Raw genomic sequence first — 26,857 nt, forward strand, 5'->3', positions numbered from 1 at the left:
CTTTTTTACAGATTCTGTACAATTTACTCCAAGTAAGGATAATAAATCATGAATCAAACGGAATATCAAATAAAGTCTGACAATATAACGAGTATCTCTGAAGAAACAAACAGTGTATCAAAGATGAGCTGAGATTAGAAGCGTGTCATAAATGATGCGCTTTTTTGTGTAATATAATTATAAATAAATCATACAAAAATAAATTAAATTGATTGCTTATGCATTGTTTGCTAATATGAAAGTGAAATTGGTATCATTAAAAATTTGTATGAATATATCATTTATATATAGAAAATATAAGGATGTGAAGGGATGCGACAGTCAAGGAAGTTAAAGCTCGGTATATGTTTGATCCTACTTATTATATTGATTGGAGGTTGTATCATCTTGACAAAAACAAATAGTCGAAATGCTCAAATTAAGAAAACATTTAATCAAACATTAAGATTGTATCCAACTAAGAATCTTGAAGATTTTTACGATAAAGAAGGCTTTCGAGATCAAGAATTTGAAAAAGGCGATAAAGGCACTTGGATCATTTATTCTAAAATGATTATCGAGCCAAAAGGTAAGAATATGGAATCTAGAGGAATGGTGCTCCATATAAATCGCAATACTAGAACAACAAGAGGTAATTTTATTGTCAATGAAATAACAGAGGATAGTAAAGGTAGACCCTTAAATAATAAAAAGAAATATCCAGTGAAAATGGAACATAATCGAATTATCCCAACGAAGCCAATACATGACGACAAATTAAAAAAAGAGATCGAAAACTTTAAGTTTTTTGTACAATATGGTAGCTTTAAAGATTTTAAAGATTATAAAAATGGAGATATTTCATACAATCCAAATGTGCCAAGTTATTCTGCTAAATATCAGTTAAGTAATGATGATTATAATGTACAACAGTTAAGAAAACGATATAATATCCCAACGAAACAAGCACCTGAATTAAAATTGAAAGGTGATGGCGATTTAAAAGGATCATCCATAGGATCTAAAGATCTAGAATTTACCTTTGTAGAAAATAAAAAAGAAAATATCTATTTTACAGATACAGTACAATTTACTCCTAGCGAGGTTGATAAAACATGAATCAAACTGAATATAAAATAAAACCTGGTAATATAAAAGGTAACTCTGAGGAAACAAGTACTGTATCCAAAATTAGTTATGAAATAGAAAACGCAAATAACAGTGGTTTAAAAAGAGACAAAATCAATGAACAAATAGAAGGTCTTAAAGAATACGATAAGTTTCCTGGGAACTTAGAATACGTTGATAGTTATACCGACCCAAAAACAGGTACGACCACAAGTGCTTTTTTAAATAAAGAGACAGGAAAAGTTACTTTAGGTATGACAGGCACCAATTTACACAAAGGTGCAATGTTAAAACAAGCGTTTGGCGTTGCTTCTCCTCAAGACTATAGAGATGTGTATGAAACGCTAAATGATATTCGGGCAGATATCAATATTGGACTCCATTCCGTCACGGATAAAGATCCACATTATAAAAATACCCAAGACTTTATTAAAGGAATCAAAAAAGACTATGATATTGATACAATTACAGGACATTCTTTAGGTGGTAGAGATGCGATAATTTTAGGTACGAGTAATGACATTAAACATATCGTTGTGTATAATCCAGCACCATTGGCGGTCAAAGATGTGAGTATACTTTATGACGATGGGGAAGAACTTAAAAAAATGATTGAAAAGTATGATGGTCATATTGTGAGATTCGTGTCTAATCAAGATATATTAGATGCAGGTGTTCGCGATCTTATGTATGAAACTGCCGGAGAAAAAATAGTGATAAAAAATGGAGAAGGCCATTCAATGGATGGTTTTTTAATCAAAGGGACACAAGCTAAAATATTAGCCGAATTAAAAAGAGTCAAAGGATACCAAGACGCAAATAATAAATCATTTAAATCAGTTCGTAAGCAAACGAGACGTAGACTAGATAAAGTAGAGACGCTGAGAGCGAATTGGATTCAAACGAATGGTGGGGCGCTGTCTTCATCTCAACAACAATTATTAGAATCTTTAACGGCATTAACTATCGCCCAAGGATTAAGCCAATTGGTTGATGAAGAAAGTCAACATTTGAAAAAAATGTATCAATCGATGGCACATAAGTTTGGAGAAAATTGGAAAAAAGCTCAAGAAGCTGGGAATGAAATTGCTGAAAAACTAACCTTTGCAGAGGTCATAGATGAATTACGGGCAGGTGGCGCGTATGAAAGTAAACTTGAAACGGATCCCCAAAGAAAAATAGATAATAAGTTAAAAAAATTAAATGATGTTTCTAAAAATTGTGATGATTATATAGCTAAAATTAAACAGAGCATTCATGCAATTGTTGAAAAGGATAAAGCGTTAGCAAGTCAAATAGGTGGTATTATGTGATGTTTACAGAATATAAAAAATTAAGTGATCTTGAAAATGCCTTTGATGTAGAAAGAAAAAAATTAAATGATGAATTAAATCAACTTTATGAACTAAAACATCAAACGCGCCGAAAATGTGAACAAATGTATGATCACTTCTTATATCTCAAACATAAACTGAATTATAGTGAAGCAGCTACTATCAAGATGACGCGTATTATAGAAGCATTTGATGGAGAAATGAATCAGCGTATCAGACATCAAGAAATGAAATTAGAAGATGATAAAGATACATTAAGAAGAGACTACTTAAAACAATCTGCCAGAATTGAAGGAGATGAATAAGCATGATACGAGGTTCGAATGCCATACCAGATTTAGCAGTAATGGGAGGAATGATGGAAAAAGAACAAATTAGAACGGTTATTGCACCAGAACATGATCGAATGCATCATGACCATCAGAATAAGCTAAAAAGTGATGAAAAAATATTACTTGACCAAATGGTGAGTCATTTTAAAAAATTTGAAGGTGAATTTAAAAATGCGGCTCAAGGAGATTGGGTGAAAAGTGCAATGTCTGAATTAAATGATATAAGCGATGATTTAAAGCATATTCAGGATATCGAAGTATGATGATGTTGTCTAATAAGGATGTAGTTAGGATATATGTTAGTTATCAACTGTAGGGAAATAACAAATGAACATGTTGTTTTTCTGCAGTTTTGCTTTATTCAATGATATCATTATATTTTAACTTGATATTCGTGTAAACGTACTATGAATTTAAAAATGAAGAGTATAAAACGTTATATATGAAAATGTGCAATCATATTTTTAACTTCAAAGTATGGTCAAACGGTAATCACTGATAACAATTTAGATTATTTTCAGACAATCAGTTTAAGGGTAAAAAACAATGATGCAAGCTGGAATGTACCTGAAATAGCTGTATATATGAAATATAAAGTATTATAATTAAGCCCAACATTATCGATCATCGACAGTGTTGGGCTCAAATCATTGATTATGTGGATTGTTTTCAGTAGTGTTATTTATCTTCTAATAGATATTTAATTGAGTTATATATATCTTCTAATGTTTTGACAGATTGATCAAATAGCGCTTTTTCTTTTTCATCTAATGGCAGTTCATATATTTTAACTGCTCCATCTTGATTGACCAATGTTGGCACACCTACATACACGTCACGATATCCACCGTATTGGCCTGTAAGTTGTGTTGATACATTTAATACGTTATTTTCGTTGTTTAAAATTGCTTTTGAAATACGCATTAATGCTAAAGCAATACCATAATATGTTGAACCTTTCGCTTGTATAATTTCATAGGCAGCATCACGAGTATTGACATAAATTTCTTCAGCTTTGGCTTCACTACCGGTTTTTTCTTTTAGTGCTTCGAATACTGGCATACCAGCGATGTTAGCTTGTGACCATACGGCTAATTCAGAATCACCATGTTCACCGATAATACTAGCATTTACACTTGCAGGTGCCACGTCGAATTCTCGACTGATTAAATATTGTAAACGTGCACTATCTAGTACAGTGCCTGAACCAATAACGCGTTCTGCTGGTAGGCCTGTATATTCTTTAATGAAGCGTGTTAGGATATCAACTGGATTTGCTGCAATTAAGAAGTAGCCGTCAAAGCCACTATCCATCACGCTTTTCACAATATCTTTCATGATTTTAGCGTTTTTCTCTACTAATTGTAAACGTGTTTCACCAGGTTTTTGCGGTGCGCCAGCTGTAATGACCACTAAATCAGCATCTTTACAGTCTGAATATGTACCCGCACTTATGTTAACTGGAGAAGGACAATGGGCTGTCCCATGGTTTAAATCTTGAACATCAGCATTGACTTTATCCGTTGCAATATCAATAATCACAAATTCATCAGCTACACTTTGCGTTACCATTGCAAATGCGTAGCTTGAACCTACTGATCCATCCCCGATTAATACAACTTTTTTACCAAATGCTTTCATAACTAATTCTCCTAACTATTTGATTTAATTTGAATGTACAATATTAAAAATATCTATTCAAAATAAATAATAATAATTTTATTTCAGTATAATGTTTTGCTAAAAATTTACAAGTGATAGCATTGCTAGAAAGTAGCGTTAAATTACACTTGACCCTTTCAAAATACTGCAACAAGGGGTTATATCTATACCTCTAAAAATTTGTGACAATTTTTAGTATAGCACTTCAGAACATACTTATGATATTTATAGAGCGCGGTTCAGAACTACGGCAAGGCTGAATGTCAATATTAGTTTATAGACTAAAATATAATGATGTTTCAAATACTTTTAACTATGATCTAAAAAAAGTATTGTATGTTCCCAATAGCAATTTTGAGTAAAGCGTATCAATTATAAATTTACATAAAATGGCCATAGTAAGTAAAAAAAGAACAATGCATTTCAAGGATAACATTTGTGCTAAAGCATCAAAAGTTATTCATTGCTGGACATTTAAAAAGTGGTTATATCCAGATAAATCGATATGTAAAAAAATTAAGTATAACTGAATATTGGTAATTCCGTTTAAAATAATATGAATACTATTGTATTAAGCGTGAATTTAACTGCTATAGAATTAAAATAATATCAATTTATATGAAAACCTTTACAAATTTTTAAGCAAAGGTTATAATTCAAGTGGTTATAACCAGTAGGAGGAATAAAATTGAAGAAAGCGAACACGCCGTTATATTTTCAAATTTATGAAACACTTCATAAAGGTATAAAGTCCGGACTTTATCAGGAGGGAGATAAACTTCCTTCCGAGCGCAAACTTTGTGAAGAATATAACGTTAGTCGTATTACCGTCAGAGAGGCTTTAGACCGATTAGAGAAAGATCATCTAATTAAAAGAGAACACGGTAAAGGCTCATTTGTACTTGGAAGTCAATATACACAATTATTAAACAAATTGTATAGTTTTAAGGATGAAATAGAAAAAAACGGTGATGATGCCAGTACGAAAATGTTAAACATTGAACTTAAAGTATCTACACCCTTTTTACAAGAAAAAATGAACCTTGAACCATATCAATATGTATATGAATTAACAAGGTTACGATTGTCTAATGGCAAACCTTTAATCTATGAGGTGAGTTACTTACCATTAAGATTTTGTGAGGGGTTGGAGCGGTTTGATTTCAACAATGTATCATTATATGAGACTTTGAATCAACATTATAACATTCAAATTACCAACGCTTATGAAAATCTAGTTGCAAGTAAGTTGAATAAAAAATATGCAGCTTTGTTAAACGGAGAAGTAGATGATAGTTGTATGTATATTGAGCGCTTTAGTTACTACGGAGATGTGCTCATAGAGTATACCCAAAGTATCGCAAGTGGTCATAAGTATAAATATAAGGTAAAACTGATGTGATTTTGTTTAGATACGGGAGGTTTTCATAGTGTTAAATGAAACATATACTTATCAAGAGATTAAACAGCAGCCTGATATGTGGCGCCGCACAGCTGATATTGTGGCGCAAAAACAGGATGCCTTTGAAACGTTCATGCATCACATGATAAGCAACAATAAGGATAAAAAGTTGAAAGTGATATTTACTGGTGCAGGTTCTAGTGCCTATGTTGGAGATATAGCTAGAATGGCATGTGCCACAGAAAAATTCACTCAATTTGACTTTGAATCAGTACCTACTACGCATTTTGTCACGAGTCCAGAAGTATACATAGATGATGCAACAGCGTATTTAATTGTATCATTTGCACGCTCTGGCAATAGTCCGGAAACAAAAGCGACGGTAGAAATTGCAAATCAACTTACAGATAATGCATATCATTTATTCATTACCAACAACAAAGATGGCTTTTTAGGTACTGTAGAAGAAAGTGAACGTATTTTCAAAATTGTTTTACCAGACGAAACGAATGATCAATCTTTAGCAATGACATCCAGTTTTTCTTCTATGTTATTTGCAATTTACATTCTATTCGGTGGTAAATACAATGCTTCATTTTTTGATAAAGCTAAAGAAAATTTTGAATGGATCGAAGCACAGGTTGATCAAGTGAGTATGCTTGATTTTTCTAAGGTCTTTTACGTTGGAACAGGTCTTATTGGTGAATTGACAAAAGAAATAAGTCTCAAAATGAATGAGTTAACGGCAGGACGTGTTGAAATTGCACGAGAAACAACGCTAGGCTTTCGACATGGTCCTAAAGCAGGGCTAAGCGATAATGCCATCTTTATTATGCTTCGTAGTAATCAACCATATAAACGTCAGTATGAACAGGATATTATTGCAGAAGTCAATCAAGTTAAAGGGAAATATCATATTCTGACACTAGAAAGTCAATTAACAGATGAAACCCATGCGATAACGTTGCCGAATTCAACGGAACTTACAGATTTAGAATTGGCCTTAGAATATTTGATGTTTGGTCAATTACTTGCTGCTAAAAAATCAGTTGCTTTTGGTCTGAACCCTGACAATCCAAGCCCTGATGGTTTTATTAATCGCGTGGTTAAAGGTGTCACAATTTATCCAGTTCAAGCATCTCATTAACGTCGAAATTTGACGTGTATTCAAGGGGACTATGTGTTGCACAAAGTTCAATAAATGAGCGAATCGCAATCTAACAGCTTAGTAAGAGAGGCAATGTAGCTACATCCAAAGTATATAAAAATAAAACGTGTCATTTTTTGAAAGCGCTTTAACTAAGGCGAGATTATCAAGGGTTTTGAAATTATTATGTGTGCAGATTTAAAGCAACGATTGATGCAAAAAATTAAAACACACGACAAAAAGATGCAGCTTTTAATGATATTTAAATAGTTGACGGTGGGATTGAAATATCAATTTAACGCGTTGTAGTTAAATGAATACGTTATCTATGACACATATATCATGCATCGTGAAACCAAAGATTACATTTAAGAGTATTTAGACTGCGGGAGGTCTAATTTCTTATACATACCTACCTACACAATATATTGGTATGAAACAAGTGAAATCATAGTAACTCTAAAAAATAAGGAGGGCGTATAGATGACTGTAAAAAATTTAAGTCGACTCGTAGATAAGAACGGCATATATTCGGCAGTGGCTGTCGATCAACGCGGTGCCTTGAAAAAATTATTAGGTAAGCAAGGTACAGCGCAAAACTTAGCATCCTTTAAAAAATTAGTTGCAGAAGTACTGACTCCAGAGAGTTCCAGTTTTTTAGTAGATCCTGAGTTTGGCTTGGAAGCAGCAAAAGCCAATGTAGCAGGTTTGATTTTAGCTTATGAACAAACCGGATACATTAAAGATCAACCAGGTCGTTTGCCTCGACTGATTGAGGGTCAAAGTGTGAAACGTCTAGTTGAAGCGGGTGCAGATGCAATTAAATTCTTGCTTTACTACGACGTTGATGAACCAGATGAAATTAATCAAAAAAAGCAAGCAGTGATTGAGCGTGTAGGGGCAGAATGCAAAGCTGAGCATGTGCCATTTTTATTAGAAATCTTGACCTATGATAATCAGATTGGTGATGAAAAAGGTAAAGCTTTTGCTTTAGTCAAACCGCATAAAGTCAATAGTGCAATGAAGTTATTTAGCGAAGCACGATTTGGCGTTGATACTTTAAAAGTTGAGTTGCCGGTAAATATGAACTTTGTTCAAGGCTATGGTCATGAAGCATGCATGACTCAACAAGAAGCAGCAGAAGCCTTTAAAGCACAAGCGAATTCAACGCATATACCCTATATTTACTTGAGTGCCGGTATGGATTCGCAATTATTTAATAAATCATTACAATTTGCCGCAGAAAATGGTTCAACATTTAATGGTGTTTTATGTGGTCGTGCGACGTGGCAAGGTGCGACAGAAGTGCTTGCTAAAGATGGAGAAGTAGCAGCACGTGAATGGCTTCAGACAGAAGGAATTAAAAATCTTAAGGCATTGAATCAGGTTAATCAACAAACAGCAACACCGATTTAACACAATGTATTAAGAAATCATATACCAAGCTTTTAGCCGATACCAAGCCATCGTTTGACCTAGTAATACACACGAATCTAAAAAAACGACATACATGATATTCGTTATGCACTTACTGAACAATCGTTGTTTTGGTTATTAAAAAAATGCTGTGAAAGTAATATTAAAATGTTTTTAATGTAAGAAAGGAGATATGTGAAATGGCAATCATTGCTAACAGAATTGATGGCAGACTTATTCATGGACAGGTTGCAAATTTATGGGCAACAAAATTAAACGTTGGACGCTTTATGATTATTGATGACGAAATAGCACAAAGTGATATTGATAAACAAGCATTAAAGCTTGCAACGCCAGCTGGTATTAAACTAAGTGTACTACCTATTGAAAAGGCTGCAACAAATATAAAAAATGGTAAATACGATTCTCAACGCGTCATGATTATTGCGAAACGTCCGGATCGTTTTGTTGAACTAGTGAATCAAGGCGTACAAATTGATAATTTAAACGTTGGAAATATGTCACAAACAAATGAAACACGTTCAATTACTAATTCAATTAATGTGATGGATGAAGACGTCGAAAACTTTGAAAAACTACAATCAGCAGGCGTTACAATCACTTCTCAAATGGTTCCAAATGATAAAGCTGTAGACTTCATGTCATTAATTAAAGCATAAATGAAGGAAGGTGTTTGTTTTGGAAATTATGTGGTGGCAAATTTTACTACTAACATTGTATGCAGGCTATCAAATTTTAGACGATTTACAATTTAATATTTTTGGTCATCCCGTATTTGCTGGTATTGTCTCTGGATTGATTATGGGAGATATTAAGACGGGCTTAATTATCGGTGGTGGTATGCAATTAACAGTTCTTGGTGTAGGTACATTTGGTGGGGCCTCTCGTATTGATGCCAATTCAGGTACTGTTTTGGCGGTAGCTTATTCGGTAGCTTTAGGAATGAACCCACAACAAGCATTAGCGACATTGGCTGTGCCAGTAGCAAGCCTAATGATTCAGACGGATGTTTTGGCAAGATTTACGAATACATTCTTTGCACATCGTATCGATGCTAAAATTGAGCAAATGGACTATAAAGGTATTCAAAGAAACTACTTATATGGCGCAATTCCATGGGCATTGTCTCGAGCGATTCCAGTATTTTTAGGATTGTTTTTTGGCGGTGGTGTGGTAAAAAACATTGTCAATTACTTGAATGGTGACCTAAAGTGGTTAGGTGATGGTTTAACAGTTGCGGGGGCAGTCTTACCTGCAGTTGGTTTTGCAATTTTATTGCGCTATTTACCTTTGAAAAAACACTATCCGTATTTCATCCTAGGTTTTATTATTACAGCGCTTATGGTTACAGTGTTTGATGGTTTATCAGGTATAGGAACTTCTGTTGCGCATTTAGACGACAAGTTTACAATGTCATTCTCATCTTTACCAATGCTTGCCATTGCAGCCATTGGCTTTGCGCTTGCCAGCTTAGAGTACAAACGAACATCTACGCTAACAGCTATGTCGTCAGCATCAGGAAAACAAGATTTGAATCATGCTGATGATGAAGGAGAGATTGATGATGACGAACTTTAACCATAAAAAACAGGATACTTCAAAAACTCATGTACATAAGGATGCAAAGCCATTAACAGGCAAGGCGCCTGAAACGCCTTATAAACTAACAAATAAAGACTTTCGACAAATTAATATGCGTAGTTTGTTCTTCTACCAATGGGGTTGGAACTATGAACGTATGCAAGGATCAGGTTATTTATTTACAATTCTACCTCAACTACGCAAAATTTATGGTGATGATACACCAGAATTAAAAGAAATGATGAAAACACATGCACAGTTCTTCAATACGAGTAATTTCTTTAACACAATTATTACCGGTATTGATATTGCGATGGAAGAAAAGGAACAGTTTGCTGCAAAAGAATCCGTTGAAGGGTTCAAAGTTGGTTTAATGGGACCATTTGCAGCAGTTGGAGATGCTATATTTGCATCATTAGTGCCAACTATTTTTGGTGCGATAGCTGCTAACATGGCTCAAGATGGTAACCCATTTGGCGCATTGTTATGGTTTATCGCAATATTAGCAGTTATTGTGTTTAGATGGAAACAATTGAAATTTGCATACAAAGAGGGCGTAGCACTGGTTACAACAATGCAACATCGTTTAGAATCACTGACGAATGCCGCAACATTATTAGGGGTCTTTATGGTAGGTGCACTCGTTGCAACGATGATACGTGTTCAGTTTGCATGGAAGCCTAAAATTGGTGATTTAACGGTTAATATTCAAGACAGTGCAAACATGATTTTGCCGCGTCTGTTACCGCTAGTCATTGTCTTTTTAATTTACTGGTTACTTGGACGTAAAAAAATGAATTCAACCCGTGCCATTTTCTTAGTGATTATTGTATCGATTATTTTATCCGCATTAGGTGTTATAAAAAATATTTAAAAAGGTGAAATACAATTATGAAAAAGTTAATTTTAATAAGTCATGGTTCATTTTGTGAAGGTATTAAAAATAGTGTTGAGATGATTTTTGGAGCGCAAGATTATATTCACACTGTAGCCTTAACACCGGAGCAAGGACAAGAAACATTTGAAAAAAACTTTAAAGCACTGATAGAAGATGACGACGATGTAGTGGTATTTGCAGATTTACAAGGTGGTACACCAGCTAATACAGTTTCAAAGCTCATCATGCAAGGTGCTAAATATCAACTGTATACAGGAATGAATTTGCCGATGATTATAGCTTATATTAATGCACAAATGATTGGTCAGCCAGCAGATATTGCTCAAAAAGCAAAGGATGGTATCATCGATGTCAATGCTTTGTTAGCGCATGATGACGATGAAGAATAGAGATAGCGAATCAGGTATAAATAAAGAATATGCGCGCTTCAAAGTGAACATTAAATATGTTTACTTTGAAGCGTGTTGTTTTATGTTTCAAAAAGAAAATTTAATGACTACAATAGACAAAACATCTATGTTTCACCGAAATGAACAACCGCCACATGTATTTATAGTTAAACTAAATGTTGCATTTGGTAGCCAATTCTAGGATGGGTAATGATTAACTTCTTATCCATATGCGCATCGTCTTCGCTGTAATTTAACTTCTTACGTAATGAAGCCATATGTACACGTAGTGATGCCATTTCACACTTATTAACGTAACCAAAGATTGATTTTAAAAGGACTTGGTATGTTAACACTTTACCAACATGATGACTTAGAATTTTTAACAATTGAAATTCATTTGGTGTTAAATGAATTGGTTGGTCGTTAATGTAAACCATTTTAGCATTGAAATCAACCGTAAGCGGACCATTTTTGAAGTTGTTTTCTTCGGTTGTTGTTTTTTTTGAGACACGCAGTGCGACTCTAATACGTGCTTGTAATTCGTCGACATTGAACGGTTTAATCATATAGTCATTCGCACCGCAGTCTAGCGCATTGACAATTGTTTGTTCTTCTGTACGCGCACTGATAACAATAATTGGTGTATCGATATCTGTTCTGATTTGCTTGATTAGAGTAAAGCCATCAATATCAGGTAAACCTAAATCAAGTAATATAACATCTGGATGCTCTGTTCGAATACGAAAGGCTGCGTCCTTTCCATTTCTTGCTGTGATTACTTTATAGTAATTCATGGTTAAAGTAACATCGATTAAATGTAAAATAGCAGCATCATCTTCAACAACTAAAAGTGTAGATTTCATCATCTCACCCTTTCATATCTATTTGATCTATATCTAAGTAAAAATAAAAAATACTGCCATGTGGATGATTAGGTTGGTATTCTAATTTGCTATCATGTTGTTTTAAAATGAGTTGCACTAAATATAGTCCCAGTCCTAAGCTGTCTTTTTTATTGTCTTTAAAATAATCCCCTGAATAATAAGGTTTATAAATTAAATGTCGTTCTTCTTCAGGAATCCCTTTCCCAAAATCAATCATTTCAAAGCGTACACGAGATGGCTGTAGATGAATGCAAAGTTTAATTTCTGAAGTGGTCCCAGAGTGTTTCAACGCGTTATCAACGAGATTAAATAAAACTTGCAGTATTAGTTTGCTATCAATGTGAACGAATGCCATGGTATCTTCGGTTTCAATCGTTACCTTTTGATTTTGGTGTCTGCGAATCAACCCTTGCTCGAATTCTTCTAACAGTTCTTCTATAAGATAAGCCGTCCGTTTTACTTTTATATCAGAACTTTCCAACTTAGTGAGAGATAAAATATTAGTAACAAGTGTATACAGGTATTGTGCTTCCTTATATGAAGCAGTTAATAGTTTTAATTTTTCAGCGTTATCTAAGCTCTTACTGTGAAATTTCAACACATCTAAGTTTCCAATAATAGATGTGAGTGGTGTCCGTATATCATGTGAAATAGAATGTAAGAAATTAGAGCGTGTTGCTTCGCGCTCAGCTGTTAACATCGATTGTCTTGTTTGTTTAAGTAAATATACATTTTCTATTGCCAGCATTAAATCATTTAACATAGAGTCTAATATTGAATTGTCATACATATCGATATAATCTTTATCATCAAATTGAATGGACACGATTCCTTTTACGGGATTACTACCTATAGGTATACATAGATATTTGCTTCCGGGGAAGGTATCGGTAAGTCTTCCGGCACGATGTTCGTTTTCGATGACCCAAGTCAATGTTTCTGCATCTTCTACATCTTCCATATTTTTTGTGTTTTTAAATGATGGATGTCCAAATGAAGATGATTTGACTACTTTTTTTGATTCGACTAAAAACACCGTAACATTTTGATGTAACAATTGATGGATTTGTTCACCAGCTATATTTAACAGTTTCATTATAGAATAAGATTCTTTAATAGATTGATTAAACTGTAACATAATATCAGTACGATATAATTGGCGCTCTGTTAATGAGTGCTGATACTTTAAATTTTTTAAAATGGCACTCGTAAAAATACTTGCAAAAATACTGATTACAAATGTAATAGGGTATTCAAATCGATACATTTCTAGAGTGAATCTTGGCACGGTAAAGAAATAATTAAAAATAAAAACGTTTAATATCGATGTAAAGAATCCAATGAGATAAGATTGCGTCCATATGGATAATAAGATAATACCAATAAAGAATAATAGTAAAATAATTGCGCTTGATTCATTTTTATCAATTGTGTAAATCCACATACCAAGGAGAACACAAAATGTTTGAATAATAAGCATTTTCATTATATCTACAGATAATGCTATTTGATAAGATGGTTTATTCATTGATTGTGTACGTTCTTGCTTATTTGAGTTTATATAATAGATAGGCACAATCTCTAATTTGAAATAATGCGGCGCATGGTTAATTTCTTCAATAAGTGATTTTTTAAAATAATGTTTCCATTTTGGGTTTTCTGATTGCCCAAGAACTAACTTAGTAACAAATGCGCTATCGCACCAATCTGTTAATGCTTTTGCAACGTCTTGTGCATAAAGAACTTTAATCTCTGCACCTAACGATTTGGCGAGCATAAGATTTTTATGCACGTAATGGTCTTGTATTTTGCTTTCTGAAGGTGTCTCAAAGGTGTCGATATAAATAGCTGTAAATTTGGCATGTTCTTTATAGGCAGAACGTCTTGCTTCTCGAATAACGCGCTCGTTATAAATACTACCACTGACAGCAACGGCGATATGAGGCGTGATATCTGTATGTTTTGTATTACATTGTTGTTCTTTTTGACTCATAATGTCTGCTACAGTTCTGAGCGCAAGTTCACGCAATCTAGTCAAATTTTCATAAGAAAAAAAGTTGGAAAACGCTGTTTCTAAACGTTCTTTTTTATATACTTTTCCAGCTTTTAAACGTTGTATCAGCATATTCGGCGAAATATCTACAACTTCAAATGCATCTGCCGACATAATAAATTGATCGGGTACGCGTTCTGTCACTTGAATACCTGTCATTAATTCAATTTGTCCACTTAAACTTTCTATATGTTGGATATTTAGTGTTGTCCACACATCGATACCGTGAGACAGTATTTCTTCAATATCCATATATCTTTTCAAATGACGATTTTTAGAAATATTAGTGTGTGCGAGTTCATCAATCAATACGATATCGGGTTGAGCCTCAATAATTCTTTCAACATTGATAAACTGAAACATATGGCTACCGAATTTATGGCTAGAAGTTGTAATTTCAGGAAGTTGTTTGGCAAGCGCATTTGTCTCAGGACGTTGATGTGGCTCAATATAACCGATCTTAACATCCACCCCTTCTTTATATTGGTCGATACCATTTGAAAGCATTTCATACGTTTTCCCAACGCCAGGGCTATAACCTAAATAAATGGTCAGAGTTCCTCTTTTTTTATATGAACTTTCCATATGCTAACACCTCTTAAGTATATATTAATTAATACTAAAATAATTATCCATTTATATTTTTATTTTATGGCTCATCTTTATATTTTCTTAATATCTTTTTTGAAATATTAATACTATGATTATACAGTTCTTGCTAAGCTTTTCTTGAAAGTGAGGAGAGAACAAAATGATTGCACTATTAGCATTTGTTGTAATCGGATTAATTTTATATTTATTTTACGCATTATTTTGGAGTGAAAAATTCTAATAACGAAGGAAGGAATCGCAATGAGTATAATTTTATTTTTAATGATCTTTATTGCGTTGACATATATCGTGAGTCGTTACTTATATTTAGTAGCTCTAATTGTTCCATCTAAGATAGATATACTATTCAATCCTATTGAAAAGGTAATTTATCGACTAATCAATACTAAATTAGAGCATATGTCAGGCAAAACATATTTAAAACACTTTTTTTGGTTCAACGGAATAACAGGGATAGTGGCATTGATATTATTATTGACGCAACAATGGCTTTGGATAAACCCGAATCACAATTTAAACCAATCCATATCTTTGGCCTTTAATACAATGGCTTCATTTATAACGAATACGAATTTACAACATTATTCAGGAGAAACGGGACTAAGTTATTTAACGCAAATGACGGTCATAACATTTTTAATGTTCACATCAGCTGCTTCTGGCTATGCCGTATGTATTGCAATGTTGAGAAGATTGACAGGTATGACAGATGTCATTGGCAATTTTTATCAAGACATCATACGTTTTATTGTGCGTGTTCTAATACCGTTCTCATTTATTATCAGCTTATTTTTAATCAGTCAAGGGACACCTCAAACATTTAAAGGAAACCTTGTCATAGAAACTTTGTCAGGCGTTAAACAAACGATTGCTTATGGTCCAATCGCATCAATGGAAGCAATTAAACATCTTGGTACAAACGGTGGCGGATTTTTAGGCGCAAATGCCTCGACGCCATTTGAGAATCCTAACTACTGGACTAATTTTGTTGAAGCTTTAAGTATGATGCTTATACCAGGGGCTTTAGTATTCTTATATGGCAGAATGTTAAAAAATAAAAAGCAAGTACATCCTCATGCTGTAATGATTTTTGTTGCGATGTTTGTTCTATTTATCGCATGTTTAGTGATGTGTCTACACTTTGAATTCTCAGGGAACCCCGTCTTACAGCATTTAGGAATTACTGGTGGCAATATGGAAGGTAAAGAAACACGATTTGGTGTAGGTCTTTCAGCGCTATTTACAACGATTACGACGGCTTTTACAACAGGCAGTGTAAACAACATGCATGATAGCTTAACACCTTTAGGCGGTCTTGTCCCATTATTATTAATGATGTTGAATGCGGTCTTTGGTGGCGAAGGTGTGGGACTTATGAATATGTTGATTTATGTCATGCTCACAGTATTTATGTGTAGTTTAATGATTGGAAAGACACCAAGCTATTTAGGTATGAAGATAGAAGGAAAAGAGATGAAGCTTATTGCGCTTTCATTTTTAATACATCCATTGCTTATTTTATTTTTCTCTGCATTGGCATTTATAGTACCGGGTGCAACAGATGCCATCACCAATCCACAGTTCCATGGTGTATCACAAGTGCTGTATGAATTTTCATCTTCATCTGCTAACAACGGTTCAGGATTTGAGGGATTAAAGGATAATACAACGTTTTGGAATATTTCAACTGGCATTGTCATGTTGTTAGCACGGTATATTCCAATTATTTTACAGTTAAGCATTGTATCAAGTTTAGTAAATAAAAAAACATATCAAAATCTAACAGAAGATGTACCAATCAATAATTTATTTTTCAGTAGTGTATTAATCATCTTTATTATTTTACTTAGTGGTTTAACGTTCTTACCAGATTTAATGCTTGGACCAATAGGAGAGCACTTATTGCTACATTCTTAATAGGAGGAAGGTCTAAAATGATTGAAACTAAAAAAATATTTGAATCCAGTTTGGTCAAACAGGCTTTAAAAGAAAGCATTATTAAATTAAACCCAGTATGCATGGTTAAAAATCCTATTATGTTTGTGGTAGAAGTAGGGATGATGCTCTCTTTAATTTTAACAATGGCACCAAATTTATTTAGTTATGAAAATGTATCACGAACGTATTTACTTAGTATTTTCTTTATATTATTATTAACGTTAATTTTCGCAAATTTTTCAGAGGCTTTAGCAGAAGGGCGTGGTAAAGCACAGGCAAAAGCATTGCGCCAAACACAAACTGAAATGACTGCAAGACGTATTAAGTCTGACGGTAGTTATGAAATCATTGATGCTAGCCAATTGAAAAAAGGAGATATTGTACGTGTAGAAACGGGCGAGCAAATTCCGAATGACGGTCAAGTTATTAATGGATTAGCTACCGTAGATGAATCTGCAATTACAGGTGAGTCTGCACCAGTTATTAAAGAAAGTGGAGGAGACTTCAATAATGTTATTGGAGGTACTTCTGTAGCTTCCGACTGGTTGGAGGTTGAAATCACATCAAATCCAGGTCAATCATTTTTAGATAAAATGATTTATTTGGTTGAAAATGCGACAAGAAAGAAAACACCTAACGAAATCGCATTATTTACATTATTGATGACCTTAACAATTGTTTTTTTAGTTGTCATTTTAACAATGTATCCTTTAGCGACATTTTTACATTTCAATTTATCTATTGCAATGCTGATTGCTTTAACTGTTTGTCTGATTCCAACAACGATTGGTGGCTTATTATCTGCCATTGGAATCGCGGGTATGGATCGCGTTACACAATTTAATATTTTAGCTAAAAGCGGGCGTTCAGTAGAAACATGTGGGGATGTTAATGTTTTGATATTAGACAAAACTGGGACAATTACTTATGGGAATCGTATGGCTAGTGAATTTATTCCGGTTGCATCGACAAAGTTTGAAAGATTGGTAAAAGCTTCATACGAATGTTCTGTCGAAGATGATACACCAGAAGGTAGCAGTATTGTAAAGTTAGCACGTCAGCAACACATTGATTTACCAACAGACAGAGGAGAATATTTCCCATTTACTGCTGAAACACGCATGAGTGGTGTGAAATTTTCTAATCGCGAAGTCTATAAAGGTGCACCTAATAGCATGATTAAACGTGTTAAAGAAGCAGGTGGCCATATTCCTGATGATTTAGACACGTATGTAAATGAAGTGTCTAAAAAAGGTGGCACACCATTAGTTGTCATTGAAAATAACGTCATATTAGGTGTTATTTATTTAAAAGATGTTATTAAAGAAGGGTTAGTGGCACGTTTTCAAGAATTGCGTGCGATGGGCATCGAAACGGTGATGTGTACAGGAGACAATCAACTTACTGCTGCAACCATTGCGAAAGAAGCGGGTGTAGATCGCTTTGTTGCCGAGTGTAAACCTGAAGATAAAATTAATGTTATTAAAGAAGAACAAGCAAAAGGTCATATCGTCGCGATGACAGGTGATGGTACAAATGATGCACCTGCTTTAGCTGTAGCTAATGTGGGGCTAGCGATGAATTCAGGTACGATGAGTGCGAAAGAAGCTGCCAATTTGATTGATCTAGATTCAAATCCAACTAAATTAATGGAAGTTGTATTGATAGGCAGACAATTACTCATGACGCGAGGGGCTTTAACAACGTTCAGTATTGCGAATGATGTGGCTAAATATTTTGCCATTTTACCTGCAATGTTTATGTCTGCTATGCCTGCAATGAATCATTTGAATATGATGCATTTACATTCACCAGAATCAGCCGTACTTTCAGCTTTAATATTTAATGCCTTGATTATTGTGTTGCTTATTCCAATTGCAATGAAAGGCGTGAAATTTAAAGGTGTTTCAACTCAAATGATATTAATAAAGAATATATTGATTTATGGAATAGGTGGCATGATTGTACCATTTATTGGTATTAAGCTGATTGATTTAATCATTCAATTTATTGTTTGAAGGAGAATATAATAAAATGATACAAGCGATAAGAAAAAGTACTAGGCTCGTCATTGTCATGTTGATATTATGTGGACTGTTATTTCCGTTGACTGTAACAGCTGTTGGACAGATTATATTTCCACATCAAGCAAATGGAAGTTTAATCACGAAAAATGGTAAAGTTGTCGGTTCTGAATTGATTGGTCAACAATGGGAGAGTCGGAAATACTTTCATGGTCGTATAAGTGCTGTGAATTATAATATGAATAATCAAGAAGTAAATAGCAATGGTGGGCCTGCCTCAGGAGGATCGAATTTCGGCAATAGTAATCCTAAATTGAAGCAACGTGTGAAAGAGATGATTCAACAAGAGGGTAAAGCACGTTCTGTCGATGCTGTCACAGCTTCTGCTTCAGGATTGGATCCGGATATTACCGTTAAGAATGCTGAACAACAGGCCCAAAGAATAGCAAAAGCGCGTGATATTGATGTGTCTAAAGTCAATCATGTGATTGTAGAAAATAAAAAATCTTTGCCTATGGCTGATGATTATGTCAATGTTTTAAAGATGAATATTGCTTTAGATAAACTGAAATAACTCGTGAAAGTATATTAATATTTAGCTTACGTCAAGGTGAACGGACGTTAACATCATGTTGTGATATCGTTTATAACTAAAAAAATGTAGGAAAAACAGCAGGTTGAAGCTGCCATTTTCCTACATTTTATTATGCCTATTTATAATTAAACTTTATAGCCTAAACAGTGATGAATGTAATGCACTTATTATATTTCAAGGCGCAGCATGTATATTGGAAGAGGTATGAATAATATAATAAAAACTAAAAATTTCTAACTGCGCAATTCCTTATACATTTTGCGGTGGTATCTTTCAGTGCTTTATTTATTGATGTTTCTTTTTCGGGCGTATTAAGAACATTATACCACCTAAAATAGCAACTAATGATGCCCATAATGTTGCATGATTTGTTGTTTGGCCGGTAGCTGGTAATGTATGTTGTGCTACTGGTGACGGATGTGCTGCTGTTTTATGCATATGTGATGTCTGTGATTGCACTGTATGATTGTTCTGTGCATGTGATAAAGGTTTGGTTACATCCTGTTGTTGTGTGTGGTGACTTCGTTGATTGTTGTGTTGCACTTGATTGTGTACTGAATGTTTAGCAACATTTAGCGTGCTTATTTGTGTTTCAGTGCTTACATTTTGATGTGATGTATTACTGTGTGTATGATTGTGCGCTGCTGTTTGTTGGACTACAGTTTGTTTAGTATGACCAGTGTTTGAAGCTACACTCACAGTTGGTTTATTCATTTGTTTATGGTTTGCCGGTGCGTGTGTTGTTGTAACTACAGGTTTGGTTACTTTTTTGTGGTCTGTTGTAGTGTCAGCTGGTTTTACGATAGGTTTATCTGCTTTCTTGTTATTAGAAGTTGCTGTATCTGCTTGGTTTATGTAAGGTTTAGCATCTTTTTTATTGTTTGGTGTTGTTGGTGCTTCCGCGTCTGCTTTTTTAGAAATCGCATTATTTTTAATGCGCACATGATATTGACCAGAATAGCCTATTGTTGGGAAATCTACTTTAACAATCGAATTATAAATCTCTTTACCTTCTACATATGGGAAGAGTACAGTACGTTTATCATTGACCGTATCTTTATCAATGGTCATCACACGTTGCCCTTCGACTTGGAAATCTTTCCAAATTGAATCTATTGTTGTTGTTAATTTAATGTACTTTTTACCGTCTACTTCTACAAGTTCAAATGGTTTTTCAACAAAGCCATCCATCGTTGAAAGGTCGTCATCATCACTTTGTAATACTGAAATGTCCAGCGATTTGCTGTTCGTTATTTGAACTTTTTTAACGGGTGCGTGTTCGAATTCCACTTTAGCAGAGGCAACTTCTTGGTCTAAATCTTTCTTTAGTTGCTCTAATTTTTGACTGTATTGTGCTCTTAATTTTTCTGGTAGTTGATCTTTAACACGGTTGAGTTCGTAAATTTTACGTTCTAAAGTTTTAGCTTTGTTGTAATCTGCTAATAGTGCTTCTGTTTCGAAATCTTCACGTGTTTTGAATTTACTTTCATCATTATAGATGGGTTGTTCAAAAACCATTTTCGTATAGTCATAGTTTGTTTCAGGATCATTATAAATTTGTGTAGATGATTTTATAACGAGTTCTTTTGTGCCATTGGATACATCGAAGCGAATATACGCATCGTCTGTTTCTGGGTTATAAGTAACGAGTTCAATAGGCAGCTTTTTATTATTTTCATAAACTTCAAATTTTTTCCAAGTTGAAGCGGTTTTTAATCCTAATTCTACAGTTGTTTTATTTTTATCTTTGTTGAAATAAACATTGGCTGGAGAAATTGTACTTGCATAATGATAGAACTGAAGGTCACCGTCTTTGTTTTTCATTTCGAATGATACAGGTCGACTGTTTGAAGTATCATGTGGCTTGTTTGTATATGTCTTATCTTTAACAGCATCTTTAATAGATTGATCTACAGCCTGTTTAGCTGGATTTGACACTGCAGTAGAAGACTTAGGATTAACAGCGTTTGTAGTTAATGCTGTTGGCGCAGGTGCAGCTTTAGGTTGTGTCGTATTAGAGACGTTAGTTGCAGGTGTAACCGTTTGTTTATCGTTTGCTTGAGCACGCGACTTATCATTCGTTGTAGTTGTAGCTACTGTCTTGTCAGTGTGATCAGCGTTAGGCTGCGCATTCGTTTCCACTGTCGGCGCAACTGGCTTGCTTTGTGCAGGTGTATTATTTTCTGATGCAACAGCTGAATGAGCTGGTTCTACTGCGTTCTCTGCAGCTTGTGCCTGATGTTCGGCATTTAAAAATAAGCATGTGCCTAATGTAATTGAAGCCGCACCTATTGAGAATTTACGTATTGAAAAATGCTGATTTGGTCTTGCATTGTTATTTTCGTGGTTGTTTTTCATGGTTTTAACAACTCCCAATTTATTTTTCTCAATTGATAATCATTATCAGTTGAGTTAAAATGATTATACATAATTTTTATGTAATTGGGTAGTATTTTTTAAATAGAATTTAAGTTAAAATAATTTTTGTAAAAATTTAGAATATAATATTCTGCAGCACAAGTGCTTAATACGGAATGAAGTTGTAATTGTCTAAGAAAGATATGGTTAATTGATAATCGTTATCAATTATAGTACACTTATACTTCGTACCATATATCATTGTAAGAAGATATTTTATGATTGTTTTACATTAAAGGAGTGTGACAAATGAAGAGACAGACATTAGATGTTAAAGAGTTAATACATATTGGGATATTTACAGCTATTTATTTCATGGTCATTGCGATACCAGGTATATTGGGTATCATTCCTATTTTTATGTTATTGTTACCTGCCATGATTGGCTTTTTAGGTGCAATACCAATTATGTTGTTAATTGCTAAAACACAAAAATTTGGAGCGCTAACTATTTTATGTCTTATTATTAATATTTTATTAATTATTGGCGGGCATCCTTGGATTGCACTAATCTACAGTATTCCAGTGACGGTTATTGCAGATTATATTATGGCGAGTGGTCATTATCAGAATACGAAATTAAATGCCCTAGGTTATATTATTTTTTCAATGTGGTCCATCGGTAATTTATTACCGTTTTACTTTATGAGACAAACATTTTTAGCACATTTAGCTGAACGACATGGCAGTCATTATGAACAAACTGTAGCAATGTTATTTTCATATCAAATGATTCCAGTTTTAATTATTTTAACAATTATTGGTGCATGGCTAGGTTACATTATTGCTACAACAGTCTTACGTAAACATTTTAAACGTGCAGGTATGATTTAAAATGTTAGGTTATATAAGTAACAAGCCGCGTATATTTAATTTCGATCCTCGTGTCAAAATAACGTTGATGTTGTTAATTTCATTTGTAGCAATGACTGGAAATAGTTTAGGGTTACATAAATATCCTAGACTATTTTTAATGTTAATACCGGTGTGTTTGCTAATTGGTGTAGGTTATTATTATAAAGGACTTATATTGGGCATTATGATTGGGATGAGTTGGTATATAGAAGCATTTATGTCTATTCGAACACAGTTGTTATTATTTATTGTTGTCATCATTATTACGAAATTTGCCTCGGCGCTAGCTATGGGTTATTTTATTGTTCAAACAACTCAAGTTGAAACGCTGATTCAAGGCTTAGAGCGATTGAAAGTTTCGCGAAAAGTAACACTGCCTTTAGCAGTTATGTTTCGTTTTATTCCAACTATTAAAGAAGAATCAAGTGCGATCAAAGATGCGATGACCATGCGTCAAATTGATGTTAAATCGGCAGGGAAACATCCGATAAAATATATAGAGTATCGTTATGTCCCATTGATTAATAGTGTGTTAAAAATTGGAAATGAATTAACCATGTCAGCAATCACTCGAGGACTTAATTTAACGAATGCCCGCACGTCTATACATCATATACAAATGACACTGTTAGATTGGATGATGCTGTTGGGTACATTGAGTTTAGTTATTCTTTATTATGTAATGTGAGGTGAAGGACCATGATTGAATTGAAACATGTGTCATTTTCATATGAAAACGGAACGCCATCATTAAAGGATATTGATTTACTCATTTCATCTGGAGAGGTCATTTGTTTTACTGGTGCATCAGGTTGTGGGAAGACAACCTTACTAAGATTATTTAATGGCTTGATTCCATACTTTTTTAATGGCAAGTTAACAGGGGAAATCATCATAAATGGAACGTCAACGCAAACACAGTCGATCTATGATTTATCAAAACAAACTGGTTCGGTATTTCAAAATCCTCGTGCACAGTTTTTTTGTCTGAATAGTACGAGTGAGATGGCATTTGAAGCAGAAAATTATGGCTATCATCCACAGTATATTACAGAGCAAATTCGTAAAGGAACCACAGATTTAAACTTAAGCCATTTGTTAGATAGAGATATTTTTAAATTATCGGGTGGTGAAAAGCAACTGTTGGCTTGTGCCACAATTGAAGTTTGTCAACATGACATCATTATATTAGATGAGCCATCTTCCAATTTAGATCATGAGACAATCAAAAAGTTAAAGCAATTAATCCTTCGATGGAAACAAGCTGGGAAGACAGTGATTATTGCAGAACATCGCTTATATTATCTATATGATATTGTGGATCGCTTAGTCGTCATGGAACAAGGTGCGGTGGCACATAGTTACACATCAGCTGAGCTGAAGCAGTTAACTCAAACACAATTAGCAGGCTTAGGGTTACGCGCAACTCGACTAGATTTATTACCCGGGAAATCACATCAGCGACATATTGACAGCGAGAACAGATTGCAATTGAATGAATTTAATTTTAAATATAAGAAACAGGATAAGACAACATTACAGTTAGGCGACTTATCATTAGCACGTGGGGCAGTCACGGCTATAGTTGGACATAATGGTGCTGGTAAATCAACCTTTGCACGTTGTTTATGCGGTTTAGAACGACATTTTAAAGGTACAGTTGTAGAAGCGCAGTTAACATTAAAGCGTAAAGCACGTCTGAAAAATGTCTTTATGGTGTTTCAAGATGTGCACCGTCAGTTATTTGCTGAAGATTTAGAAGAAGAATTGCGCTTAAGTGATGAGACGTTGACTGCAGAAGAAATCCAGCATAATTTAGAGACATTTAATATTGCGCATCAATCAGATACACATCCGTTAGCATTATCTGGTGGGCAACAGCAGCGTCTAGCTGTGGCTAGTGCAGTCGTATCTAATAGAAAAATATTAATCTTTGATGAACCTTCAAGTGGGTTAGATGGGGCTAACATGAGACAGATGGCAGCGTTATTAAACAGATTAGCTGATAAGGGATACACGATCGTATTAATCACGCATGATTATGAATTACTGATGGCTTGTACGGATGAAGTTATCGAAATTGCACATGGACAACTAGTGGCTCAATTTGTTTTGAATTCTGAAAATGAAATGCGGCTTGCGCCACTATTTATCAATTAAATAAATATTAAATAAGACGAAATCTCAGTTTTCTGTTGAGATTTCGTCTTTGTCTATCACGTTCATCTAATTATTTGGGCGATATTAACGTTGTTCTTTACGTTTTCTACCAAATAGTAAGATAGAACCACCTAGGGCTAATAAGCTACCAAAAATTGATGCTGAAGTTGTCGCATTTTCTTGTCCAGTGTTTGGCAATGAATGCATATGACTTTGTTGAGCTGGTTGTGGTTTTGTCATGGCAACGTGTTGTTTATCTTCATGTTTGTTTTGAGATAAATGTACATGTTGTTGTGTTGTTGGTTGTGCCATTGTAGCTTGTGCCTTAACTTCATCCTTAGCTGGTTTATAAGTGCTTGCTACAACTGGTGTATGATGTTGTGTTGCTGTTGCATCATGATTGACTGTAGTAGATACGTGACTCGTTTTAATTGTCTTGTGTGTAGCAGCTGCTTTAGAATGTTGATTTACTGTTGTTGCAGGTTGAACTACTTTTGGTGCATTATTTTTAGCTTTATCAACTTTTTTAGTTTTATTAGCTTTATTTTCTTTATTTGCTTTTGTTGGCTTTGTAGTTGATGTTTTAGCTTTATTTGTCTTATTTGCTGGTTTGGTTTTTGGTGTTTCTGGTTTGGCTGTAGTTAATTCAGGTACAGGTGTTTCAAATAATAGTGTCGTTTGGTACTTGTTGTCGTAGTTAATGGCTGGGACAACGATATGCACTCTAGAAATTAACTGTTTCATGCCTGGTTTTACTTCGATACGAATAGTTTTAGTATCTGCTTTTTTATCGTGTTTGACAACGGTTGTTGTTAATTCTTTATTTTGTGGTGTAAAGAATTGGAATGATTTCCACCAGTCAGCATTTTTCAATGTAACTTCAAAGTAAGTTTTACCATTTTCTTTAATGAATTTACCAGGGTGTTCCATGTAGCCATCCATAACAGATGTTTCTGTTGATTTATCTTTTTGTACTTTATATTTCGCAGTTTGTGTTACTGCTGCTGATTTTGCTTGTTGTGAAGCAGGTTTTTTAGCACTTAAAGTCATAACAGATGGACGAGCTACATTTTTAGCTTGTGCCAATGTTTCTGGTTTAACAGCATTTTTTTGAGTTGATTGTACATCAAGCGCTTGTGCTTTGCTTGCTTGTGCTTTGGCAGGCTGTGGAACAGGTTTAGCAAATGCGATTTGAGTTGTATATTCATGATCATAATTAATCACTGGGACAATAATATGTACTTTCGAAATCAGTTGTTGTGTACCTGATGCCACTTCGACACGGATTGTCTTGATATTTTTACTTGTATCATCTTTAGTTACTATGGTATTAAGCTTGTTATTATTTTCATCATAAAATTCAAATGATTTCCACCATTTGGCATGGTTTAATTCAGCTTCAAAGTAGTATTTATTATTCGCATGAACGAGTTTGCCTGGATGGTTCATATATTGATTCATTGTAGATTTTTGTTTTGTTTTATCTTTGTTCACTTGAAACTCGAAGTCTTCAGTTGTTTCTGAAGTACCGCTTTTAACAGAACGTACGACTGGTTGAGCTTCTCTTGTTTGTTGTGTCGCAGGTTGAGCAGGTGCTTTAGTATTTGCTTGAGTTGCTTGTTGCTTGACTGCGTCTTGTTTCAATGTACTTGATTGTTTAGGTGATGCTTGTGCGTCATTTTGTGACTTGCTGTCTGATGTTACTGCTGCAGCTTGATTACTTTTAGCCTGCTGTTTATTTGCTTGTGTATGATTTTGCTCTGTTTTTGGCGTTTGGTTAGTTGTGGCAGCTTGATTTTGAGGTTGATCGATAATAATTGGATCAATGTTTGTTTCTACTTTGTTCTCTTGATGCGTAGCAGGTTCATTTTGCGTGGTATTAGCTTCAGCAGCATGTGCAGGATTACCTAAAAATAGTAGTGAACCAACGATAATTGAAGCCGTACCTACTGAGAATTTACGAATGGAATAGTGGTTAGCGATAAAGCCAAATTTATTAGTTTGTATACGTTGATGTTTTTTCATG

The 26,857-nt window shown here is 34.3% G+C and carries 23 protein-coding genes; 18 read left to right on the top strand and 5 right to left on the bottom strand.

Annotation, left to right across the window (positions count from 1 at the left end; all coding sequences use genetic code 11):
• The first annotated feature begins 312 nt into the window (after nucleotides 1–312).
• From HMPREF3267_RS05445 to HMPREF3267_RS05460, 4 genes are read left to right on the top strand one after another with little or no spacing between them, the layout of a single operon-like run.
• Nucleotides 313–1,098 (top strand): tandem-type lipoprotein, encoded by a 786-nt coding sequence (locus HMPREF3267_RS05445; protein ID WP_070866796.1) that lies wholly within the window; start codon nucleotides 313–315, stop codon nucleotides 1,096–1,098.
• Nucleotides 1,095–2,420, top strand: coding sequence for an alpha/beta hydrolase family protein (locus tag HMPREF3267_RS05450; protein ID WP_002479149.1), 1,326 nt, complete (start codon nucleotides 1,095–1,097; stop codon nucleotides 2,418–2,420). The genes HMPREF3267_RS05445 and HMPREF3267_RS05450 overlap by 4 nt, the downstream gene beginning before the upstream one ends.
• Nucleotides 2,420–2,746 (top strand): hypothetical protein, encoded by a 327-nt coding sequence (locus HMPREF3267_RS05455; RefSeq protein WP_002479148.1) that lies wholly within the window; start codon nucleotides 2,420–2,422, stop codon nucleotides 2,744–2,746. The genes HMPREF3267_RS05450 and HMPREF3267_RS05455 overlap by 1 nt, the downstream gene beginning before the upstream one ends.
• A gap of 2 nt (nucleotides 2,747–2,748) precedes the next feature.
• The gene (locus HMPREF3267_RS05460) at nucleotides 2,749–3,036 is read left to right on the top strand and encodes a hypothetical protein (RefSeq protein WP_002460943.1); all 288 of its coding nucleotides are present in this window, start codon (nucleotides 2,749–2,751) and stop codon (nucleotides 3,034–3,036) included.
• 415 nt (nucleotides 3,037–3,451) lie between these two features.
• On the opposite strand, the gene HMPREF3267_RS05465 is transcribed toward HMPREF3267_RS05460, so the two are convergent.
• Nucleotides 3,452–4,414 carry an L-lactate dehydrogenase gene (locus HMPREF3267_RS05465; protein WP_002460942.1) on the bottom strand — a complete coding sequence of 321 codons (963 nt, stop codon included), beginning with the start codon at nucleotides 4,412–4,414 and terminating at the stop codon, nucleotides 3,452–3,454.
• A gap of 709 nt (nucleotides 4,415–5,123) precedes the next feature.
• Here HMPREF3267_RS05465 and HMPREF3267_RS05470 point away from each other — a divergent pair.
• The 7 genes from HMPREF3267_RS05470 (at nucleotide 5,124) to HMPREF3267_RS05500 (ending at nucleotide 11,289) form a co-directional block, all read left to right on the top strand.
• Nucleotides 5,124–5,837, top strand: a complete 714-nt coding sequence (locus HMPREF3267_RS05470; protein ID WP_002460941.1) for a GntR family transcriptional regulator — start codon at nucleotides 5,124–5,126, stop codon at nucleotides 5,835–5,837.
• Nucleotides 5,838–5,865: 28 nt separating this feature from the next.
• Nucleotides 5,866–6,984, top strand: a complete 1,119-nt coding sequence (locus tag HMPREF3267_RS05475; RefSeq protein ID WP_002479147.1) for an SIS domain-containing protein — start codon at nucleotides 5,866–5,868, stop codon at nucleotides 6,982–6,984.
• Nucleotides 6,985–7,467: 483 nt separating this feature from the next.
• Nucleotides 7,468–8,400, top strand: a complete 933-nt coding sequence (locus HMPREF3267_RS05480; RefSeq protein WP_062078345.1) for a tagatose 1,6-diphosphate aldolase — start codon at nucleotides 7,468–7,470, stop codon at nucleotides 8,398–8,400.
• A 200-nt stretch (nucleotides 8,401–8,600) separates the two neighbouring features.
• Nucleotides 8,601–9,080, top strand: coding sequence for a PTS sugar transporter subunit IIB (locus HMPREF3267_RS05485; RefSeq protein WP_002460937.1), 480 nt, complete (start codon nucleotides 8,601–8,603; stop codon nucleotides 9,078–9,080).
• Nucleotides 9,081–9,099: 19 nt separating this feature from the next.
• Nucleotides 9,100–9,999, top strand: coding sequence for a PTS mannose/fructose/sorbose/N-acetylgalactosamine transporter subunit IIC (locus HMPREF3267_RS05490; protein WP_002460936.1), 900 nt, complete (start codon nucleotides 9,100–9,102; stop codon nucleotides 9,997–9,999).
• Nucleotides 9,986–10,876, top strand: a complete 891-nt coding sequence (locus tag HMPREF3267_RS05495) for a PTS system mannose/fructose/sorbose family transporter subunit IID (RefSeq protein WP_002491986.1) — start codon at nucleotides 9,986–9,988, stop codon at nucleotides 10,874–10,876. The genes HMPREF3267_RS05490 and HMPREF3267_RS05495 overlap by 14 nt, the downstream gene beginning before the upstream one ends.
• 17 nt (nucleotides 10,877–10,893) lie before the next feature.
• Nucleotides 10,894–11,289, top strand: a complete 396-nt coding sequence (locus tag HMPREF3267_RS05500; RefSeq protein ID WP_002479145.1) for a PTS sugar transporter subunit IIA — start codon at nucleotides 10,894–10,896, stop codon at nucleotides 11,287–11,289.
• 167 nt (nucleotides 11,290–11,456) lie between these two features.
• Here the strand turns inward: HMPREF3267_RS05500 and HMPREF3267_RS05510 are convergent, their stop codons facing one another.
• Together HMPREF3267_RS05510 and HMPREF3267_RS05515 are read right to left on the bottom strand one after the other, a co-directional pair.
• Nucleotides 11,457–12,155: a response regulator transcription factor gene (locus HMPREF3267_RS05510; RefSeq protein ID WP_002491992.1), complete on the bottom strand. Its 699-nt coding sequence runs from the start codon at nucleotides 12,153–12,155 to the stop codon at nucleotides 11,457–11,459.
• A gap of 4 nt (nucleotides 12,156–12,159) precedes the next feature.
• A complete protein-coding gene (locus tag HMPREF3267_RS05515) occupies nucleotides 12,160–14,814 on the bottom strand; it encodes a sensor histidine kinase (RefSeq protein WP_062078343.1) in 2,655 nt (884 codons plus the stop codon).
• Between the two features lie 166 nt (nucleotides 14,815–14,980).
• On the opposite strand from HMPREF3267_RS05515, the gene HMPREF3267_RS05520 reads away from it, so the two are divergent.
• The 4 genes from HMPREF3267_RS05520 to HMPREF3267_RS05535 are packed head-to-tail and all read left to right on the top strand — an operon-like array spanning nucleotide 14,981 to nucleotide 19,377.
• On the top strand, nucleotides 14,981–15,061 hold the full coding sequence (locus HMPREF3267_RS05520) for a potassium-transporting ATPase subunit F (RefSeq protein WP_002491980.1): 81 nt from the start codon (nucleotides 14,981–14,983) through the stop codon (nucleotides 15,059–15,061).
• A 20-nt stretch (nucleotides 15,062–15,081) separates the two neighbouring features.
• On the top strand, nucleotides 15,082–16,758 hold the full coding sequence (gene kdpA / locus HMPREF3267_RS05525; protein ID WP_002479144.1) for a potassium-transporting ATPase subunit KdpA: 1,677 nt from the start codon (nucleotides 15,082–15,084) through the stop codon (nucleotides 16,756–16,758).
• Between the two features lie 17 nt (nucleotides 16,759–16,775).
• Nucleotides 16,776–18,797, top strand: coding sequence for a K(+)-transporting ATPase subunit B (locus tag HMPREF3267_RS05530; RefSeq protein WP_062078341.1), 2,022 nt, complete (start codon nucleotides 16,776–16,778; stop codon nucleotides 18,795–18,797).
• A gap of 19 nt (nucleotides 18,798–18,816) precedes the next feature.
• A complete protein-coding gene (locus tag HMPREF3267_RS05535; protein WP_225306489.1) occupies nucleotides 18,817–19,377 on the top strand; it encodes a K(+)-transporting ATPase subunit C in 561 nt (186 codons plus the stop codon).
• A 306-nt stretch (nucleotides 19,378–19,683) separates the two neighbouring features.
• On the opposite strand, the gene HMPREF3267_RS05540 is transcribed toward HMPREF3267_RS05535, so the two are convergent.
• A complete protein-coding gene (locus HMPREF3267_RS05540; RefSeq protein ID WP_062078339.1) occupies nucleotides 19,684–21,756 on the bottom strand; it encodes an NEAT domain-containing protein in 2,073 nt (690 codons plus the stop codon).
• 309 nt (nucleotides 21,757–22,065) lie between these two features.
• Between HMPREF3267_RS05540 and HMPREF3267_RS05545 the strand changes: the two genes are divergently transcribed.
• Genes HMPREF3267_RS05545 through HMPREF3267_RS05555 form a run of 3 tightly spaced genes read left to right on the top strand, consistent with a single transcriptional unit; the run spans nucleotide 22,066 to nucleotide 24,831 of the window.
• Nucleotides 22,066–22,650: an MptD family putative ECF transporter S component gene (locus tag HMPREF3267_RS05545; protein ID WP_002479140.1), complete on the top strand. Its 585-nt coding sequence runs from the start codon at nucleotides 22,066–22,068 to the stop codon at nucleotides 22,648–22,650.
• A gap of 1 nt (nucleotide 22,651) precedes the next feature.
• The gene (locus tag HMPREF3267_RS05550; protein WP_002479139.1) at nucleotides 22,652–23,359 is read left to right on the top strand and encodes an energy-coupling factor transporter transmembrane component T; all 708 of its coding nucleotides are present in this window, start codon (nucleotides 22,652–22,654) and stop codon (nucleotides 23,357–23,359) included.
• Between the two features lie 11 nt (nucleotides 23,360–23,370).
• The gene (locus tag HMPREF3267_RS05555) at nucleotides 23,371–24,831 is read left to right on the top strand and encodes an ABC transporter ATP-binding protein (protein ID WP_062078337.1); all 1,461 of its coding nucleotides are present in this window, start codon (nucleotides 23,371–23,373) and stop codon (nucleotides 24,829–24,831) included.
• Between the two features lie 84 nt (nucleotides 24,832–24,915).
• Here HMPREF3267_RS05555 and HMPREF3267_RS05560 read toward each other — a convergent pair whose 3' ends face one another.
• Nucleotides 24,916–26,856: an NEAT domain-containing protein gene (locus HMPREF3267_RS05560; protein WP_062078335.1), complete on the bottom strand. Its 1,941-nt coding sequence runs from the start codon at nucleotides 26,854–26,856 to the stop codon at nucleotides 24,916–24,918.
• Nucleotide 26,857: the final 1 nt, after the last annotated feature.

Source organism: Staphylococcus sp. HMSC62D11, assembly GCF_001839145.1.
Lineage (GTDB): Bacteria > Bacillota > Bacilli > Staphylococcales > Staphylococcaceae > Staphylococcus > Staphylococcus lugdunensis.

Bases quoted from the DNA above. Each gene is read 5' to 3' on its own strand.
- HMPREF3267_RS05445 (WP_070866796.1), top strand. From the start codon at position 313: ATGCGACAGTCAAGGAAGTTAAAGCTCGGTATATGTTTGATCCTACTT.
- HMPREF3267_RS05450 (WP_002479149.1), top strand. From the start codon at position 1,095: ATGAATCAAACTGAATATAAAATAAAACCTGGTAATATAAAAGGTAAC.
- HMPREF3267_RS05455 (WP_002479148.1), top strand. From the start codon at position 2,420: ATGTTTACAGAATATAAAAAATTAAGTGATCTTGAAAATGCCTTTGAT.
- HMPREF3267_RS05460 (WP_002460943.1), top strand. From the start codon at position 2,749: ATGATACGAGGTTCGAATGCCATACCAGATTTAGCAGTAATGGGAGGA.
- HMPREF3267_RS05465 (WP_002460942.1), bottom strand. From the start codon at position 4,414: ATGAAAGCATTTGGTAAAAAAGTTGTATTAATCGGGGATGGATCAGTA.
- HMPREF3267_RS05480 (WP_062078345.1), top strand. From the start codon at position 7,468: ATGACTGTAAAAAATTTAAGTCGACTCGTAGATAAGAACGGCATATAT.
- HMPREF3267_RS05485 (WP_002460937.1), top strand. From the start codon at position 8,601: ATGGCAATCATTGCTAACAGAATTGATGGCAGACTTATTCATGGACAG.
- HMPREF3267_RS05495 (WP_002491986.1), top strand. From the start codon at position 9,986: ATGACGAACTTTAACCATAAAAAACAGGATACTTCAAAAACTCATGTA.
- HMPREF3267_RS05500 (WP_002479145.1), top strand. From the start codon at position 10,894: ATGAAAAAGTTAATTTTAATAAGTCATGGTTCATTTTGTGAAGGTATT.
- HMPREF3267_RS05510 (WP_002491992.1), bottom strand. From the start codon at position 12,155: ATGAAATCTACACTTTTAGTTGTTGAAGATGATGCTGCTATTTTACAT.
- HMPREF3267_RS05515 (WP_062078343.1), bottom strand. From the start codon at position 14,814: ATGGAAAGTTCATATAAAAAAAGAGGAACTCTGACCATTTATTTAGGT.
- HMPREF3267_RS05520 (WP_002491980.1), top strand. From the start codon at position 14,981: ATGATTGCACTATTAGCATTTGTTGTAATCGGATTAATTTTATATTTA.
- kdpA (WP_002479144.1), top strand. From the start codon at position 15,082: ATGAGTATAATTTTATTTTTAATGATCTTTATTGCGTTGACATATATC.
- HMPREF3267_RS05530 (WP_062078341.1), top strand. From the start codon at position 16,776: ATGATTGAAACTAAAAAAATATTTGAATCCAGTTTGGTCAAACAGGCT.
- HMPREF3267_RS05540 (WP_062078339.1), bottom strand. From the start codon at position 21,756: ATGAAAAACAACCACGAAAATAACAATGCAAGACCAAATCAGCATTTT.
- HMPREF3267_RS05545 (WP_002479140.1), top strand. From the start codon at position 22,066: ATGAAGAGACAGACATTAGATGTTAAAGAGTTAATACATATTGGGATA.
- HMPREF3267_RS05550 (WP_002479139.1), top strand. From the start codon at position 22,652: ATGTTAGGTTATATAAGTAACAAGCCGCGTATATTTAATTTCGATCCT.
- HMPREF3267_RS05555 (WP_062078337.1), top strand. From the start codon at position 23,371: ATGATTGAATTGAAACATGTGTCATTTTCATATGAAAACGGAACGCCA.
- HMPREF3267_RS05560 (WP_062078335.1), bottom strand. From the start codon at position 26,856: ATGAAAAAACATCAACGTATACAAACTAATAAATTTGGCTTTATCGCT.